This is a genomic window from Streptomyces sp. NPDC041968, assembly GCF_055589025.1.
This window is the reverse complement of sequence record NZ_JBVJCB010000009.1, coordinates 1-17,688: the sequence shown is the minus strand read 5'-3', so window position 1 is coordinate 17,688 and position 17,688 is coordinate 1. Positions and strand designations below refer to the sequence as shown.

Annotated in this window: 2 protein-coding genes and 1 pseudogene; all 3 read left to right on the top strand. The window is 73.5% G+C overall.

Translation table 11 applies throughout. From position 1 onward, the window contains the following. Nucleotides 1-22: 22 nt before the first annotated feature. A pseudogene (locus ACZ6EG_RS22015) lies at nt 23-11,577 on the top strand (SDR family NAD(P)-dependent oxidoreductase); the annotation flags it as partial. Next, complete coding sequence (locus ACZ6EG_RS22010) at nt 11,563-15,414, top strand: SDR family NAD(P)-dependent oxidoreductase (RefSeq protein WP_469607323.1); 3,852 nt, start codon at nt 11,563-11,565, stop codon at nt 15,412-15,414. The pseudogene ACZ6EG_RS22015 and the gene ACZ6EG_RS22010, both read left to right, overlap by 15 nt. Before the next feature lie 432 nt (nt 15,415-15,846). After that, on the top strand, nt 15,847-17,688 hold a 1,842-nt coding region (locus ACZ6EG_RS22005; RefSeq protein ID WP_391973031.1), incomplete at its 3' end, for a type I polyketide synthase.

The following is a 17,688-nucleotide window of genomic DNA, read 5'->3' as shown; positions in this document are numbered from 1 at the left end:
CACGGACCCGGACCAGCACGAGAAACTGCTCGCCTACCTGAAGCGGGCCACGACGCAACTGCGCGACGCCAACCGCCGCGTACGCGAACTGGAGGACCGGCCGCGCGAACCGATCGCCGTGATCGGCATGGCCTGCCGGTACCCCGGCGGCGTCCGCTCCCCGGAAGACCTGTGGAAACTCGTCGAGTCCGGTACCGACGCGCTCGGCCCGCTGCCCACGGACCGGGGCTGGGACCCGGCACGGACGTCAGCCGCGCCACGCGGCGGATTCGTCCACGACGTCGGCGACTTCGACGCCGGACTGTTCGGCATCAGCCCGAGGGAGGCCGCCGCCACCGATCCCCAGCAGCGGCAGCTCCTCGAAGCGTCCTGGGAGGCGTTCGAACGGGCGGGCATCGACGTGCGCACCGTGCGCGGTGGACGCACCGGCGTCTTCGCCGGCGTGATGTACCACGACTACCCGTCGGTGGTCGACCCCGAAGCGCTCGACGGCTACCTGGGCACGGCCAACGCCGGCAGCGTTCTCTCCGGCCGCATCGCCTACTCCTTCGGGCTCCAGGGACCGGCGGTCACCGTGGACACGGCCTGCTCCTCCTCCTTGGTGGCGCTGCACCTCGCCGCGCAGGCGCTGCGCGCCGGCGAGTGCGAACTCGCCCTGGTCGGCGGGGTCACGGTCATGTCCGGGCCGATGATGTTCGCGGGGTTCGGCCTGGAAGAGGGCAGTGCCGCCGACGGCCGCTGCAAGGCGTTCGCCGCCGCCGCCGACGGCACCGGCTGGGGCGAGGGCGTCGGCGTACTCCTCGTGGAGCGGCTGTCGGACGCCCGGCGCAACGGGCACCGGGTGCTGGCCCTGGTGCGCGGCAGCGCGGTCAACCAGGACGGCGCCTCGAGCGGCCTCACCGCCCCCAACGGGCCCGCCCAGCAGCGCGTCATCCGCCAGGCCCTGGCGAGCGCGGCACTCGTACCGGCCGAGGTCGACGCGGTCGAGGCCCACGGCACCGGTACGACCCTGGGTGATCCGATCGAGGCGCAGGCGTTGCTGGCCACCTACGGCCAGGAGCGTACGGAACCGCTGTACCTGGGCTCGATCAAGTCCAACATCGGGCACACCCAGGCCGCCGCCGGGATGGCGGGTGTGATCAAGATGGTGGAGGGGCTCCGCCGGGGCGTGCTCCCGAAGACGTTGCACGTCGACGCGCCCACGCCCCAGGTGGACTGGTCGGCGGGTGCGGTGGAGCTGCTGACGGAGACACGCCCCTGGCCGGAGACCGGCCGACCTCGCCGGGCCGGGGTCTCCTCGTTCGGTGTCAGCGGTACCAACGCGCACGTGATTCTGGAAGGGGTGGAGGCCGAGGGGGCGCTGGCTGGTGGCGGGGAACCGGGTTCTTCGTCGTCTGTGGGGGTGTGGGTGCTGTCCGGGCGGGACGAGCGTTCTCTGCGTGCTCAGGCTGGGCGGTTGCGTGGGTTCCTTGTGGCGCGGCCTGAGGTGGCTGTGGTGGATGTGGGGTTCTCGCTGGCGACGACGCGGGCTGCGTTGGAGTGTCGTGCGGTGGTGGTGGGCGGTGGGCGGGACGAGTTGCTGGCGGGGCTGGGGTCGTTGGCTGAGGGTGTGCCGGGTGTGGGTGTGGTGAGGGGGGAGGTGGGTTCGGGCGGGACGGCGTTCTTGTTCTCGGGTCAGGGTTCGCAGCGGTCGGGGATGGGGCGGGAGCTGTACGGGGCGTTTCCGGTGTTCGCGGAGGCTTTCGACGCGGTGTGTGCGCGGGTGGATGTGGGGCGTCCGTTGCGGGAGGTGGTGTTCGGCGAGGACGCCGGGTTGTTGGAGCGGACGGTGTTCGCGCAGGCGGGGTTGTTCGCGTTGGAGGTGGCGCTGTTCCGGCTGGTGGAGTCGTGGGGTGTGGTCCCGGATGTGCTGGTGGGGCATTCGATCGGTGAGCTGGCCGCCGCGCACTGCGCGGGAGTGTTGTCGCTCGACGATGCCTGCGTGCTGGTGTCGGCGCGGGGGCGGTTGATGGACGCGTTGCCCGAGGGTGGGGCGATGCTGGCCGTCGGGGTGGCCGAGGAGGGGCTGGAGCTGCCCGAGGGGGTGGACCTGGCGGCGGTGAATGGTCCTGCCTCGGTGACGGTGTCCGGTGCGGCGGATGCGGTCGCGGACCTGGAGGAGCGGCTCCGGACGCAGGGCGTGCGGGTGAAGCGGCTCGCGGTCTCGCACGCCTTCCACTCCCACCTGATGGAGCCCATGCTGGCCGGCTTCACCGCCGTCGCCGGGGCGTTGACCTACCACGCCCCGAGGATCCCGATCCTCACCACGGCCCCGGGTGCGATCGACACCCCGGAGTACTGGGTGGGTCAGGTGCGGGAGCCGGTGCGTTTCGCGGACGCGGTGCGTGAGGCGCATGGCACCGGGGTCACCCGGTTCGTGGAGTGCGGTCCGGACGGGGTGCTGTCGGCGCAGGCGGGGCTGTGTCTGGCCGACCACTCCGAGGTGACGGTTGTTGCGTTGCAGCGTGCGGGCAGTGAGGGTGTGGGTGCTCTGCTCGCGGGGATCGGGGCGGCCCACGTCGCCGGAGTGCGGTGCGACTGGGGGGCGGTCTTCGGCTGCCTCGGCGGTCGCGTCGTGGACCTCCCCACCTACGCCTTCCAGCACCAGAGGTACTGGCCGCTGCCCGCCTCCCATACCGGCGGGGCCGGCGGCCAGGGCGCCGACGACGCCTTCTGGGCCGCGGTGCGCGGGGGTGACGCGGACGCCGTGGCCGGACTGCTCGGTGTGGACACCGGCCAGGAACGGGAGCGGCTCGACGACACGTTGTCGGTGCTGGCGGGTTGGCACGACCTCTGTTCCTCCCGGAGCCTGCGCTACCGGGAGGAGTGGCAGCCGGTCTCCCTTCCCGTGGACCCGGTTCTCGTGGGCGGCTGGTTGGTGCTGGCGCACCCGGAGGACGGGGACATCGCCGCCGACTGCGCCGAGGCGATCCGACACAGCGGCGGACACCCGCACCTCCAGGTGATCGATCCTGCTGACGCGGCGGCCGAACTCCGGGCACTGGTGAAGGGTTCCTCCTCCGACCGGCCGTGGGCAGGAGTGCTGTCACTGCTCGGCCTGGCCGACGACACCGCCTTGGCCACCGGACTCGCCCTCGTCCAGGCGCTGGCCGACACCGACACGCGCCTGTGGTGTGCCACCCGCGGTGCCGTGGCGCTGCCGGGCGAGGAGCCCCCCGCGGCAGGCGGCCACGCCCTGTGGGCGCTGGGTCGGGTGGCAGCGCTGGAACATCCCGCGCTGTGGGGAGGGCTGATCGACCTGCCCGAGACCGGGGTCGGCGACGCCTCCCTGATCGCCCTCCTCTCCGGGGTCACCGCCGAGGACCAGGTCGCCCTGCGGGACATACCGCTCGCACGACGGCTGGTCACCGCGGCTCCGGTCACCGCCACGCCCTGGCACCCGCAGGGCACCGTCCTGATCACCGGCGGAACGGGCGCGCTCGGCTCCCGCGTCGCCCGGTGGGCGGCCCTCGGCGGGGCCACACGACTGGTGCTGGCCGGTCGGCGAGGTGCCGGGACACCCGGTGCCGACGAACTGGTCGCGGAGCTGACGGAGCTGGGGGCCGAGACCGCGGTGGTCTCCTGCGACTTCTCCGACCGGGACGCCGTCGCCGCGCTGCTGGCCGCGCACCCGCCGAACGCCGTGGTGCACGCCGCGGGCGTAGGGGACCTGGGCAGGCTGGCCGAACTCACCGAGGAGGACCTGGCGGCGGCTCAGGCGGGAAAGGCGGCCGGCGCCGAGAACCTGGACGCACTCTGCGGTGACCTCGACGCCTTCGTACTGTTCGGCTCGGTCGCCGCCGTCTGGGGCGGTGCCGGACAGGCCGCGTACGCCGCCGCCAACGCCCGGCTGGAGACCCTGGCCCTGCGGCGGGCGTCCCGTGGGGCGCCCGCGACCTGCGTCGCCTTCGGTGCCTGGGGCGGAGAGGGCATGGCGGAGGGCGCGGGCGCCGAACTCGCCCGTCGGGGAGTCCTGGCGATGGACCCGGACCTGGCGATCGCCGCCATGGCCGACGCGGTCGCGGACAACGCCCCCACGGTCACCGTGGCGGACATCGACTGGCCGGTGTTCGCGCGGACGTTCACCTCCTCCCGGTCCAGTTCCCTGCTGGTCCGGCTGGAGGGCGGCGCGGCCGCCGACGGGGCGGAGGCGGCCGGAGCCCCCGGCGACCTGCGCGCGGACCTTCTCGCCCTGCCGCGGTACGAGCGGTCCGAGAAGGTCCTGGAACTGGTGCGAGCGCAGACCGCCCTGGTGCTCGGGCACGCGCACGGCGGTGACATCAAACCCGACCGCGCTTTCCGGGACCTCGGATTCGACTCGCTCACCGCCGTGGAGATGCGCAACCGGCTCACCGCGGTCAGCGGCCTGTCACTGACCGCCACGGTGGTCTTCGACTACCCGACGCCCGCCGAACTCGCCGAGCACCTCCTCGAGGAGTGCGGCATCGCCCCGGACGTCGACGAGGGCGAGGCCGACGAGGAACAGCGCGTGCGCGCCGCCCTGGCCGCCGTACCGACGGCCCGGCTCCGGGAGGCCGGACTGCTCGCACCCCTGCTGAGACTGGCGGGGGAGAAGACCGACGACGTGGAAGCGCCGACCGCGCACGCGGTGGACGAACTGGACGGCGAGGCACTGCTGAAGCTCGTCGAAGCCAACGACGGGGAGCACTGACCATGGCGGCGTCCGCCGACGAACGTTACGTCGAAGCCCTGCGCACCCTGATCAAGGAGAACGAACGGCTCAAGACCCGCAACCAAGAGCTGGTCGTCGCCGGGCACGAGCCGATCGCCATCGTCGGGATGGCCTGCCGGCTGCCCGGCGGGGTCGACTCGCCCGAGTCGCTCTGGGACCTGGTGTCGGCCGGAGGCGACGGCATCAGCGAGTTCCCCGCCGACCGTGGCTGGGACCTCGGCTCCCTGTACGACCCGCACTCCCGGGGTGAGGGCACCTCGTACTCACGCCAGGGCGGCTTCGTCCACGACGCGGGACGCTTCGACGCGGACTTCTTCAGCATCTCGCCCCGCGAGGCCGCCGCGATGGACCCGCAGCAGCGTCTGCTCCTGGAGGCCTCCTGGGAGGCGTTCGAGCGAGCGGGCATCGACCCGAGGGAGGTCAAGGGCAGTCCGGTCGGCGTGTACGTCGGAGCCGGGACCTCCGGCTACGGCGTCGGCGTCCCCGTCGCCGAGGAGGCGGCGGGCTACGCGCTGACCGGCACCGCTACCAGCGTGCTCTGCGGCCGGGTGGCGTACAGCTTCGGCTTCGAGGGGCCGGCGGTCACGGTGGACACGGCGTGCTCGTCGTCCCTGGTGGCGCTGCACCTGGCGGTACGCGCGCTGCAGGCCGGCGAGTGCACGATGGCGCTGGCGGGCGGGGTCACCGTCATGGCCACGCCGGCCGCGTTCGTCGAGTTCAGCAGGCAGCGCGGTCTGGCACGTGACGGCCGCTGCAAGGCGTTCGCCGCCGCCGCCGACGGCACCGGCTGGAGCGAGGGCGTCGGCGTGCTGCTCGTGGAGCGGCTGTCGGACGCCCGGCGCAACGGGCACCGGGTGCTGGCCCTGGTACGCGGCAGCGCGGTCAACTCCGACGGCGCGTCCAACGGGCTCACCGCCCCCAACGGACCCGCCCAGCGCCGCGTCATCCTGGACGCGCTGGCCGCCGCCCGCCTCTCCGCCGCCGAGGTCGACGCGGTCGAGGCCCACGGCACCGGTACGACCCTGGGTGATCCGATCGAGGCGCAGGCGTTGCTGGCCACCTACGGCCAGGAGCGTACGGAACCCCTGTACCTGGGCTCCCTGAAGTCCAACATCGGCCACACCCAGGCCGCTTCCGGCGTGGCCGGAGTGATCAAGATGGTGCAGGCGATGCGGCACGGCGTGCTCCCCAGGACCCTCCACGTCGACGCGCCCAGCCCGCACGTCGACTGGTCCTCGGGCAGCGTCGAGCTGCTGACCGAGAACCGGTCGTGGCCCGACTCCGGAGAACCTCGTCGGGCCGGGGTCTCCTCGTTCGGTGTCAGCGGTACCAACGCGCATGTGGTCTTGGAGGGGGTTGCGGCTGAGGAGGCGGGGGCGGGGGGTGTCGGCGAGGGATCGGGTTCTTCGTCGTCTGTGGGGGTGTGGGTGCTGTCCGGGCGGGACGAGCGTTCTCTGCGTGCTCAGGCTGGGCGGTTGCGTGGGTTTCTCGTGGCGCGGCCTGAGGTGGCTGTGGTGGATGTGGGGTTCTCGCTGGCGACGACGCGGGCTGCGTTGGAGTGTCGTGCGGTGGTGGTGGGCGGTGGGCGGGACGAGTTGCTGGCGGGGCTGGGGTCGTTGGCTGAGGGTGTGCCGGGTGTGGGTGTGGTGAGGGGGGAGGTGGGTTCGGGCGGGACGGCGTTCTTGTTCTCGGGTCAGGGTTCGCAGCGGTTGGGGATGGGGCGGGAGCTGTACGGGGCGTTTCCGGTGTTCGCGGAGGCTTTCGACGCGGTGTGCGCGCGGGTGGATGTGGGGCGTCCGTTGCGGGAGGTGGTGTTCGGCGAGGACGCCGGGTTGTTGGAGCGGACGGTGTTCGCGCAGGCGGGGTTGTTCGCGTTGGAGGTGGCCCTGTTCCGGCTGGTGGAGTCGTGGGGTGTGGTGCCGGATGTGCTGGTGGGTCACTCGGTGGGGGAGATAGCCGCGGCGCACTGCGCGGGAGTGTTGTCGCTCGACGATGCCTGCGTGTTGGTGTCGGCGCGGGGGCGGTTGATGGACGCGTTGCCCGGGGGTGGGGCGATGCTGGCCGTCGGGGTGGCCGAGGAGGGGCTGGAGCTGCCCGAGGGGGTGGACCTGGCGGCGGTGAATGGTCCTGCCTCGGTGACGGTGTCCGGTGCGGCGGATGCGGTCGCGGACCTGGAGGAGCGGCTCCGGACGCAGGGCGTGCGGGTGAAGCGGCTGGCGGTCTCGCACGCCTTCCACTCCCGCCTGATGGAGCCGATGCTCGCGGAGTTCGCGGAGGTGGCGCGGTCGTTGACGTACCACGCGCCTCGGATTGCGGTCCTGTCCACGGCCCCGGGTGCGATCGACACCCCGGAGTACTGGGTGGGTCAGGTGCGGGAGCCGGTGCGTTTCGCGGACGCGGTGCGTGAGGCGCATGGCACCGGGGTCACCCGGTTCGTGGAGTGCGGTCCGGACGGGGTGTTGTCGGCGCAGGCGGGGCTGTGTCTGGCCGACCACTCCGAGGTGACGGTTGTTGCGTTGCAGCGTGCGGGCAGTGAGGGTGTGGGTGCTCTGCTCGCGGGGATCGGGGCGGCCCACGTCGCCGGAGTGCGGTGCGACTGGGGGGCGGTCTTCGGCTGCCTCGGCGGTCGCGTCGTGGACCTCCCCACCTACGCCTTCCAGCGGGAGCACTTCTGGGCGGTACCGCCTTCCTCCGAAGGCGCCGACCCAGCGGATTGGCGGTACGCGGTCACCTGGCAACCTCTGCCGGAAGCCGGGCGACCGGTACTGCGGGGGACCTGGCAGGTACTGGCAGACCCCGACGCACCGGAGGACAGTCTGGTCGCCTGGTGCGCCGAAGCGCTGGGCGCCCACGGCGCCACCGTCGTCGTAGGCCGCACGCCCGCCCCGGACGTCGACGGGCTGATCCTCCCACACGACCCCCGGCCGCATCCCGCCCGTCCGGAGGTGTCCCTCGGGCTGGCCGCACTGCTCGCCGCGGTGCGCGGAGAGGGTGCCCCGGTGTGGGTACTCACCCGAGGTGCGGTCACGACCGGTGCGGATGACTCCGCCGTCGACCCCGGGGCGGCACAGCTGTGGGCGATGGGCCGGGCCGCCGCGCTGGAGAAGCCGCACCGCTGGGGCGGCGCCGTCGACCTTCCGCGAGTCCTTGACGCGGAAGCCGCACGGAGACTGGCTGCCGTGCTCGTCGGTACGGGCGAGGACCAGGTGGCCCTCCGTGCCGAGGGGGTCTTCGGCCGGAGACTGGCTCCGGCACCCGTGCGCCCGGCGGAGCCCTGGCGGCCGCGCGGCACCACCCTGATCACCGGCGGCACCGGCGCGCTCGGCGCCCATGTCGCCCGATGGCTCGCGGGCCGCGGCGCCCCGCACCTGGTACTGGCCGGCCGGCGCGGCGCCGAAGCCCCGGGCATGACCGACCTCGCCGCCGAACTCACCGCGGCGGGGACCGAGGTCACGATCGCCGCCTGCGACGTCAGCGACCGCGCGGCCCTCGACGAGCTGCTGGCCGCGCACCCGCCGAGCGCCGTGGTGCATGCCGCCGGAAGCGGTGACTTCGGCACCCTCGACGACGCGAGTGAAGCCGACATCGCCACCGTGCTGGCCGCCAAGGTCACCGGTGCCCTCCACCTCGACGACGCGCTCCGGGACGCGGACCTCGACGCCTTCGTGCTCTTCTCATCGGTCTCCGGCATCTGGGGCAGCGGCGGCCAGGCCGCCTACGGGGCGGCCAACGCCGCCCTGGACGCCCTCGCCTCCCGTCGCGCCGCCCGGGGTCTGCCCGCCACCTCCGTGGCGTGGGGCCCCTGGCACGGCAGCGGTATGGCCGGCGCGGAGGAGACCGCCGACTACCTGCGGCGTCGCGGCCTGCGCACCATGGAACCGGCCAAGGCACTCGAGGCTCTGGGCGCGGCGGTGGACGGCGGGGACGTCTCCGTGGTCGTGGCCGACGTGGAATGGGCACGCTTCCTTCCCGCCTTCACCGCCGCGCGACCGCAACGGCTCTTCGACGGACTGCCCGGCGCCTTGCCGCAGGACGGGGAAGAGGAGCCGGCCGGGAGGGCCGACGCGGAGGCCGGTTCCCCGTTCGCGGTCCGCCTCGCCGCGCTCGATGCCAAGGAAAGACGGCGTGAACTGGTCGAGTCGGTGCGTGCCCGCGCCGCCGTCGTCCTCGGTCACCACGACGCCGATGCCGTCGAACCACGCAGGGCCTTCAGGGACCTGGGTTTCGACTCGCTCACCGCCGTCGAGCTGCGCGACCTCCTCGCCGAAGTCACCGGCTTCAGCCTGCCGGCCACCGTCGTCTTCGACCACCCCACCCCGGCCGCGCTGGCCGAACACCTCGACGACCTCATCCTGCACCTGGACGGTGACGGGGGCGTGACGGCCTCCGCCACCGCCGACGAGCCCGTCGCCATCATCGGCATGGCCTGCCGCTACCCCGGAGGCGTCACCTCGCCGGACGAGCTGTGGCAGCTGGTCGCCGAGGGCCGCGACGGCATCACCGACTTCCCCGAGGACCGGGGCTGGGACACCGCACGTCTCTACGAACCCGACGGCACGCCGGGCACCTCGTACGTCCGTGAGGGCGGATTCCTCGGCGACGTGGCCGCGTTCGACGCCCCGTTCTTCGGCATCTCACCCCGCGAGGCGGTAGCCACCGACCCGCAGCAACGCCTGATGCTGCAGGTCGCCTGGGAGGCCCTGGAGCACGCCGGCGTCGACCCCACCGCCCTGCGCGGCAGCGACACCGCCGTGTTCGCGGGCACCAACGGGCAGGACTACCCGATCCTGCTCGCCGGGGATCCCGACATCAGCGAGGGACATCAGGGCGCCGGCAACGCGGCCGCCGTGCTCTCCGGTCGTGTCGCCTACACCTTCGGTTTCGAGGGACCCACCCTCACGGTGGACACCGCGTGCTCGTCGTCCCTGGTGGCGCTGCACCTGGCGGTACGCGCCCTGCGGGCCGGCGAGTGCTCGATGGCGCTGGCGGGCGGCGTCACGGTGATGTCCACACCGACCGCCTTCGTGGAGTTCAGCCGACAGCTGGGGCTCGCGGCCGACGGTCGCTGCAAGGCGTTCGCCGCCGCCGCCGACGGCACCGGCTGGGGCGAGGGCGTCGGTGTGCTGCTGGTGGAGCGGCTGTCGGACGCCCGGCGCCACGGGCACCGGGTGCTGGCCGTGGTGCGCGGCAGCGCGGTCAACTCCGACGGCGCCTCCAACGGGCTCACCGCCCCCAACGGACCCGCCCAGCGACGCGTCATCCGCAGGGCGCTGGCCGACGCGGATCTGCGGTACTCCGACGTCGACGTGGTGGAGGCGCACGGTACGGGCACGAAGCTGGGTGATCCGATCGAGGCGCAGGCGCTGCTGGCCACCTACGGCCAGGAGCGTGCGGAACCCCTCTACCTCGGCTCACTGAAATCGAACATCGGGCACACCCAGGCCGCCGCCGGGGTGGCCGGAGTGATCAAGATGGTGGAGGCGCTCCGCCGGGGCGTACTCCCGAGGACGTTGCACGTCGACGCGCCCACGCCCCAGGCGGACTGGTCGGCGGGCGCGGTGGAGCTGCTGACCGAGGCACGTCCCTGGCCGGAGACGGACCGGCCCCGCCGGGCGGGGGTCTCCTCGTTCGGCGTCAGCGGCACCAACGCCCACGTGGTGCTGGAGGCCGCGCCCGCGGGGGAGCACGCGGAAACACCAGCCCCGGCCGGCGACAGCACCCCGCTGCTCCCGCTGCTGCTCTCCGCCCGTACGGCGACCGCGCTTCCGGCGCAGGCGGAGAAGCTGCGAGCGGCCCTCGACGGGCACCGGATCGCTGATGTGGCCCATTCGCTGGCGACGACCAGGGGAGCCCTGGAGCACCGGGCCGTGGTGCTGGCAGCCGACAGCGAGACCGCGGACGCCGCCCTGCGGAACCTCGGCGGCGCTGTCGTCGGACGGGCCGAGGAGGACGGCTCCCTGGCCCTGCTGTTCTCGGGTCAGGGTTCGCAGCGGTTGGGGATGGGCCGGGAGCTGTACGGGGCGTTTCCGGTGTTCGCGGAGGCTTTCGACGCGGTGTGCGCGCGGGTGGATGTGGGGCGTCCGTTGCGGGAGGTGGTGTTCGGCGACGATGCCGGGCTGCTGGAGCGGACCGTCTACGCGCAGGCGGGGTTGTTCGCGCTGGAGGTGGCGCTGTTCCGGCTGGTGGAGTCCTGGGGTGTGGTCCCGGATGTGCTGGTGGGGCATTCGATCGGTGAGCTGGCCGCCGCGCAGGTGGCCGGGGTTCTGTCACTGGACGACGCCTGCGTGTTGGTGTCGGCGCGGGGGCGGTTGATGGACGCGCTGCCCGAGGGCGGGGCGATGTTGGCCGTGGAGGTGGCAGAGGAGGATCTGGAACTGCCTGACGGGGTGGACCTGGCGGCGGTCAACGGGCCCACGTCGGTGACGGTGTCGGGCGGGGCGGAGGCGGTCTTCGATCTGGAGGAGCGCCTCCGGGCGCGGAAGATCCGGGTCAAGCGCCTGGCCGTCTCGCACGCCTTCCACTCCCGCCTGATGGAGCCCATGCTGGCCGACTTCGCCGCCGTCACCGGGGCGTTGACCTACCACGCCCCGAGGATCCCGATCCTCACCACCGCCCCGGGTGCGATCGACAGCCCCGAGTACTGGGTGGGCCAGGTGCGCGAGCCGGTCCGCTTCGCCGACGCGCTCGGCCGGCTCACCGGGGTGCGGACGGCACTGGAGCTGGGTCCGGACGGAGTGCTGTCGGCGGCCTCCTCGGCGCTCCTGGACCAGGCCATGGCCGTACCGGCACTGCGGCGTGGGCGCGACGAAGCCGAAACGCTCCTCCGTGCCGTGGGAACCTTGCACGTACGGGGTATCGCGGTGGACTGGTCCGCCCTGCTCGCCCCCGTCGGCGGCCGACGCATCGAGCTGCCCACCTACGCTTTCGCCCGCGAGCGCTACTGGCCCTCGGTCCCGGCGACGGCACGCCCCGGTGACGTGGTCTCCGCCGGACTGGGGGAGACCGGACACCCGGTCCTCGCCGCCGGTGTGGATCTCGCCGACGACGGCGGCTTGTTGTTCACCGGACGCCTCTCCCTCCGTACGCACCCGTGGCTCGCGGAACACCGTGTGCACGGCCGGATCGTGGTACCCGGCACGGTGTTCGTCGATCTCGCGGTGCGCGCCGGCGACGAGACGGACTGCGACGTCGTGGACGAACTCGTCCTGCACACACCGCTGGTGCTGACCGCCGAGGAGTCCGTCCAGCTCCAGGTCACCGTGGGCACCCCGGGCGAGGAGGGGGACCGGGAGATCACCGTCCACTCGCGGACCTCAGGTGACACCGGCTGGTTCGGGCAGCCGTGGACCAGGAACGCCTCCGGCACGCTGCGGGCGACCACCACCCCCCAGGCCGTGCCGGAGCTGACCTGGCCGCCGGCCGACGCGCGGGCCGTGCCGGTCGACGCCCTCTACCCCGAGCTGGCCGCGGCCGGCCTGGACTACGGGCCCGTGTTCCAGGGCCTGCGTGGAGTGTGGCGAGCGGGTGAGGAACTCTGGGCCGAGGTCGAGCTGCCCGAGACGGCGCACGCCGACGCCGGACGCTTCGGACTGCACCCCGCACTGCTCGACGCCGCGCTCCACTCGCTCGCCGTGCGGGCGGAGGCGTCCGACGGTCCCGCCGGGCCCCCCGGACTGCCGTTCTCCTGGTCCCGGATCGCGCTGACCGTCTCCGGCGCCACCAGGCTCCGCGTGCGTGTCTCACCCCGCGGCGCCGACGGGGTGGAGCTGGTGGCCGTCGACCCCGGCGGGCAGACCGTCGTCTCCGTCGGACGAGTGGTGCTGCGTCCCCTCACCGAGGCCGCCGCGACGGGTGCCGCCCCGTCGCGGCCGCTGCACCGGGTGGACTGGACTCCGCTCCCCGACGTGGCACGTGCCCCCGGCACCTGGGCGGTCCTGGGCCCCGACCCGTACTGCGCGGCCGAGGCGCTCTCGGAGCTGGGGGCCGAGTGCGCGCGGGTGTCAGACCTCGCCTCGGCCTCGGCCGACCTGCTGCTGGTCACCTCCGCGCCGGACGCCGGCCGCGACGCCGCCGCGGGCCGCGATGACGGCGCCGCCGGCCGCGACGACGCGGAGGCCCGGGTGACCGCGATGCTGGCCACCGTCCAGGAGTTCCTGGCCCGCGAGGACACCGACGCCACCCTCGTCGTGCTCACCCGGGGCGCTGTCGCCGTCGACGCGGGCGACGACCTGTCCGACGTGGCGGGCGCCGCCGTGCGCGGGCTGCTGCGCAGCGTGCAGTCGGAGCACCCCGGCCGCCTGCTGCTGGTCGACGTCGACGCCGACCCGTGGACCGCGCTGCTCAGCACCCCCGGCGCGGACGAACCGGAACTGGCCGTCCGCGACGGACGGTTGTACGCCGCCCGTCTGGCCTCGCTCGCCGAACGCACCCTGCGGGCTCCCGAGGGCCCGTGGCGTGTGGGCGTGGTGTCGCGGGGCGCCGTCGAGGGTGTGGGGCTGGTGGCCGCGCCCGATGCGGAAGGCACCCTGGAAGCAGGACAGGTGCGGGTGGCGGTACGAGCGGCCGGCATGAACTTCCGGGATGTGCTGAACGTGCTGGGGATGTACCCCGGGGAGGTGGAGCTGGGGGGAGAGGCCGCCGGTGTGGTGGTGGAGGTCGGGCCCGGGGTGTCGAAGCTGGCCGTGGGGGACCGGGTGCTGGGGTTCTTCAGCGGTGCGATGGGCCCGTTGGCGGTGGCGGACGAGCGGTTGACGGCCCCCCTTCCGCAGGGGTGGTCCTTCGTTCAGGGCGCCGCGGTTCCGATCGCGTTCGTGACGGCGTACTACGGCCTGCTGGACGTGGGAGGTCTGTCGGCCGGGGAGTCGGTGCTGGTCCACGCGGCCGCGGGCGGGGTCGGCATGGCGGCGGTGCAGATCGCCCGGCACGTGGGAGCCGAGGTGTACGGCACGGCCTCGCCCGGCAAGTGGGGCGCGACCGGGCTGGACGCGGAGCACCTGGCCTCCTCCCGGGACCTGGGATTCGAGAAGGTCTTCGCGGAGCGTACGGCCGGTCGCGGGGTGGACGTGGTGCTGAACGCCCTGGCGGGTGAGTTCGTCGACGCTTCGGTCCGGCTGCTGACCGCGGGCGGACGGTTCGTGGAGATGGGCAAGGCGGACGTACGCGATGCGGACTCGGTGCCCGGTCGGATGTACCGTGCGTTCGATCTGAGCGAGGCGGGTCCCGAGCGGATCGGGCGGATGCTGGACGAGGTGCTGGCTCTGTTCGCGCGGGGCGTGCTCAGCCTGCCGCCGGTGCGGACCTTCGACGTACGGCGGGCGCCGGAGGCGTTTCGCTTCATGAGCCAGGCCCGGCACGTGGGCAAGGTCGTGCTGTCCCTGCCGCGTGCGGTGGAGCCCGGCGGCACGGCGCTGATCACCGGTGGCACGGGTGCTCTGGGTGCGTCGGTCGCCCGGTACCTGGTGGAGCGGCGCGCGGTGGACCGGCTGCTGCTGCTCAGCCGCCGCGGCCCGGACGCCGAGGGCGCGGACACGCTGAGGTCGGACCTCGAGGCGGCCGGAGCGCGGGTCGAGATCGTGGCCTGCGACGTCACCGATGCCGAAGCCCTGGCCGAGGTGCTGGCCGGGCGGCGCGTCAGCTCCGTCTTCCACCTCGCGGGTGTCCTCGACGACGGGGTGGCCACCGCCCTCACACCCGAACGGATCGCCCCGGTGCTGGCGCCCAAGATCACCGCGGCCCGCGCTCTGCACGCACTCCTGCCCGAAGCCGAGGAGTTCGTGCTCTTCTCGTCCGTCTCCGCCACCCTGGGCAGTCCCGGCCAGGCGTCGTACGCAGCGGCCAACGCCTACCTCGACGCCCTGGCCCGCCACCGCCACGGCAGGGGCCTGCCCGCCCTGTCCCTGGCCTGGGGCCCGTGGGACGTCGGCGCGGGCATGCTCGGCGTGCTCACCGACGGCGACCGCCTGCGGGCCACCCGCTCCGGTCTGCCCGTGCTCACCGCCGACGAAGGCCTGGCCCTGCTCGACGAGGCCCTCTCCGGGCCCGACCCCGCCGTGGTGCCGGGTGCCGTCGATGTCACCGGGTTCGCCGGCCGCCCCGACGTGCCGCATCTGCTGCGCGGTCTGGTACGGGGCCGTCGGCGCACCGCCACCGCGGCCCGGGAGACCGGCTTCGCCGACCGGCTGCGGGCCCTGCCTCCCGCCGAACGGGCGCAGGTGCTTCTGGACCGGGTGAGGTCGGAGGCGGCCACCGTGCTCGGCTTCGCCGGAGCGGAAGCCGTCGAACGGGACCGGGCGTTCAAGGACCTCGGCTTCGACTCGCTGACCGCCGTGGAACTCCGTAACCGGCTCGGCGCGGCCACCGGCATCCGACTGCCCGCCACCCTGGTGTTCGACTACCCGACGCCCGACGCGCTCGCCGAGCGGCTCGGGGCCGACCTGGTGCCTCCCGCCCACGACCCGGCGGAGGCCATGATGGCCGGGCTGGACCAACTGGAGGCGGCGTCACACGACTTGTCCGCCAGCGACCGCTCCCGGCTACGGGTCAGGATGAGCGCCCTGCTCGCCCGATGGGCGGATCGACCCGACGGCCCGGACACCGCCGACGAGGCCCGCGACGCCGATCTGTATTCCGCCACCGAGGAGAGCATCTTCGCGCTCATCGACAACGAGCTGGAGAGCCCGTGACCCACCCACCGGGCGCCGGAATCGACCCGAACACGTTCAGTGCGGACGTATTCCGCGAACAGTTCCAGGAATGCCTTCCACGGCCGTCGCGTGATGACGTGGACCGGTCCGCGCGGTCCCAGCCGAGCGGCGTATTCGGACGGCACGACCCCTTTCCTCGGACCGGTTATTCCCGGCGCCCCGGCCCGCCGCCCGGGCACCCGGAGCGACCTCACGGTCCGTCCCCCCTAGGGGTGGGCTAGGGGTTGTCCGCGGCTTCGAGTCGTTCGTAGCCTCGGTGAGGGTTTTTGCCGACGGTATTGGGGCGGTTTTCCCGGGGGACCCGAAATCATTCGGCGACCCACAACACTTCGCATCACGCGGCCCGTGTGAGCTGTGCGAGATTTCCCGGCGCGAAAAAATGAACTGCCGGTCCGGAGAAGGTGGCATCGAGTGGCCGACAATCAGAAGTATCTCGACTACCTCAGGCGGCTCACCGCGGACCTGCGGCAGACCCGGCGCCGGCTGCGGGAGGTCGAGGCGCGCGGGAGCGAACCCGTGGCGGTCGTCGGCATGGGCTGCCGTTACCCCGGCGGTGTGCACTCCCCGGAGGACCTCTGGCACCTGGTCTCCGAGGGCCGTGACGGGATCTCCGGCTTCCCCCTCGATCGTGGCTGGGACACCGCCGTCCACGACGACGACCCCGACGCCGCCGGCACGACGTACGTGCGGGAGGGCGGATTCCTCCACGACGCGGGCGAGTTCGACGCCGACCTGTTCGGCATCTCCCCCCACGAGGCGCTCGCGATGGACCCCCAGCAGCGGCTGATGCTGGAGACCTCCTGGGAAGCCCTGGAACGCGCGGGCATCGACCCGCTGTCCCTGCGCGGATCCCGCACCGGCGTCTTCATCGGTTCCTCGTCCTCCGCCTACGGCACCGGTCTGCGTACCCTCCCGCAGGGCGTCGAGGGCCACCTGCTCACCGGCAGCGCGCCCAGCGTCGTCTCCGGCCGCGTCGCCTACGCCCTGGGCCTCGAAGGGCTCGCGGTCACCGTGGACACCGCCTGTTCGTCCTCGCTGGTCGCCACCCACCTCGCGGTGCAGGCGCTGCGCAACGGCGAGTGCGACACGGCGCTCGCGGGCGGCGTCACCGTCATGACCAGCCCGGGCATCTTCACCGAGTTCAGCAGGCAACGAGGCCTCGCGGCCGACGGCCGCTGCAAGCCGTTCTCCGCCGACGCCGACGGAACCGGCTGGTCCGAGGGCGCCGGCGTCCTCGTGCTGCGCCGCCTGTCGGACGCCCGCCGCCGCGGCGACCGGGTGCTCGCCGTGATCAGAGGCTCCGCGGTCAACCAGGACGGCGCGTCCAACGGCCTGAGCGCCCCGAACGGCCCCTCGCAGGAACGCGTCATCCGTGCCGCGCTGGAGAACGCCCGGCTCGCCGCCGCCGACATCGACGTGGTGGAGGCGCACGGCACCGGCACCACCCTGGGTGATCCGATCGAGGCGCAGGCGCTGCTCAACGCCTACGGTCAGGACCGGCCCGCCGACCAGCCGCTGTGGCTGGGCTCGATCAAGTCCAACATCGGGCACGCCCAGGCCGCGTCCGGTGTCGCCGGTCTCATCAAGATGGTGATGGCCCTGCGCGCCGGGGAGCTGCCGCCCACCCTCCACGTCACCGAACCCACCCCGCACGTCGACTGGTCCCAGGGCCACGTCCGGCTGCTGACCGACCCCATGTCCTGGCAGCAGAACCCCGAGCGGCCCCGCCGAGCGGGCGTCTCCTCGTTCAGCATCAGCGGAACCAACGCCCACCTCCTCCTGGAGGGCGCCGACGCCACGGCCGCACCGGCCGAGGACGAGGCCGACGACGGGGGCGGGAGGAGGGCCGAGGAAGAGGCCGAGCGCAGGGCCGACGATACCGACGAGCCCGCGCCGCGCATCGCCGACACCACGGCGCTGCCCTGGATCCTCTCCGCCCGGACCCCTGAGGCGCTGCGGGGCCAGGCCGAACGGCTGGCCGAGGTCGCCGGCGACCTCGACCCGGTCGGTGTCGCGCGCACCCTGGCGGTCTCCCGCGCGGTGTTGGAGCACCGGGCGGTGGTGGTGGGGCCGGATCGTGTGGGTGGGTTGGGGGCGTTGGCGGGGGGTGTGGCGCATCCGGGTGTGGTGCGGGGTGTGGCGCGTTCGCGGGTGTCTCCGGTGTTCGTGTTTCCCGGTCAGGGGTCGCAGTGGGCGGGGATGGCTGCGGAGTTGTTGGAGCGGGAGCCGGTGTTCGCCCAGGCGATGGCGGAG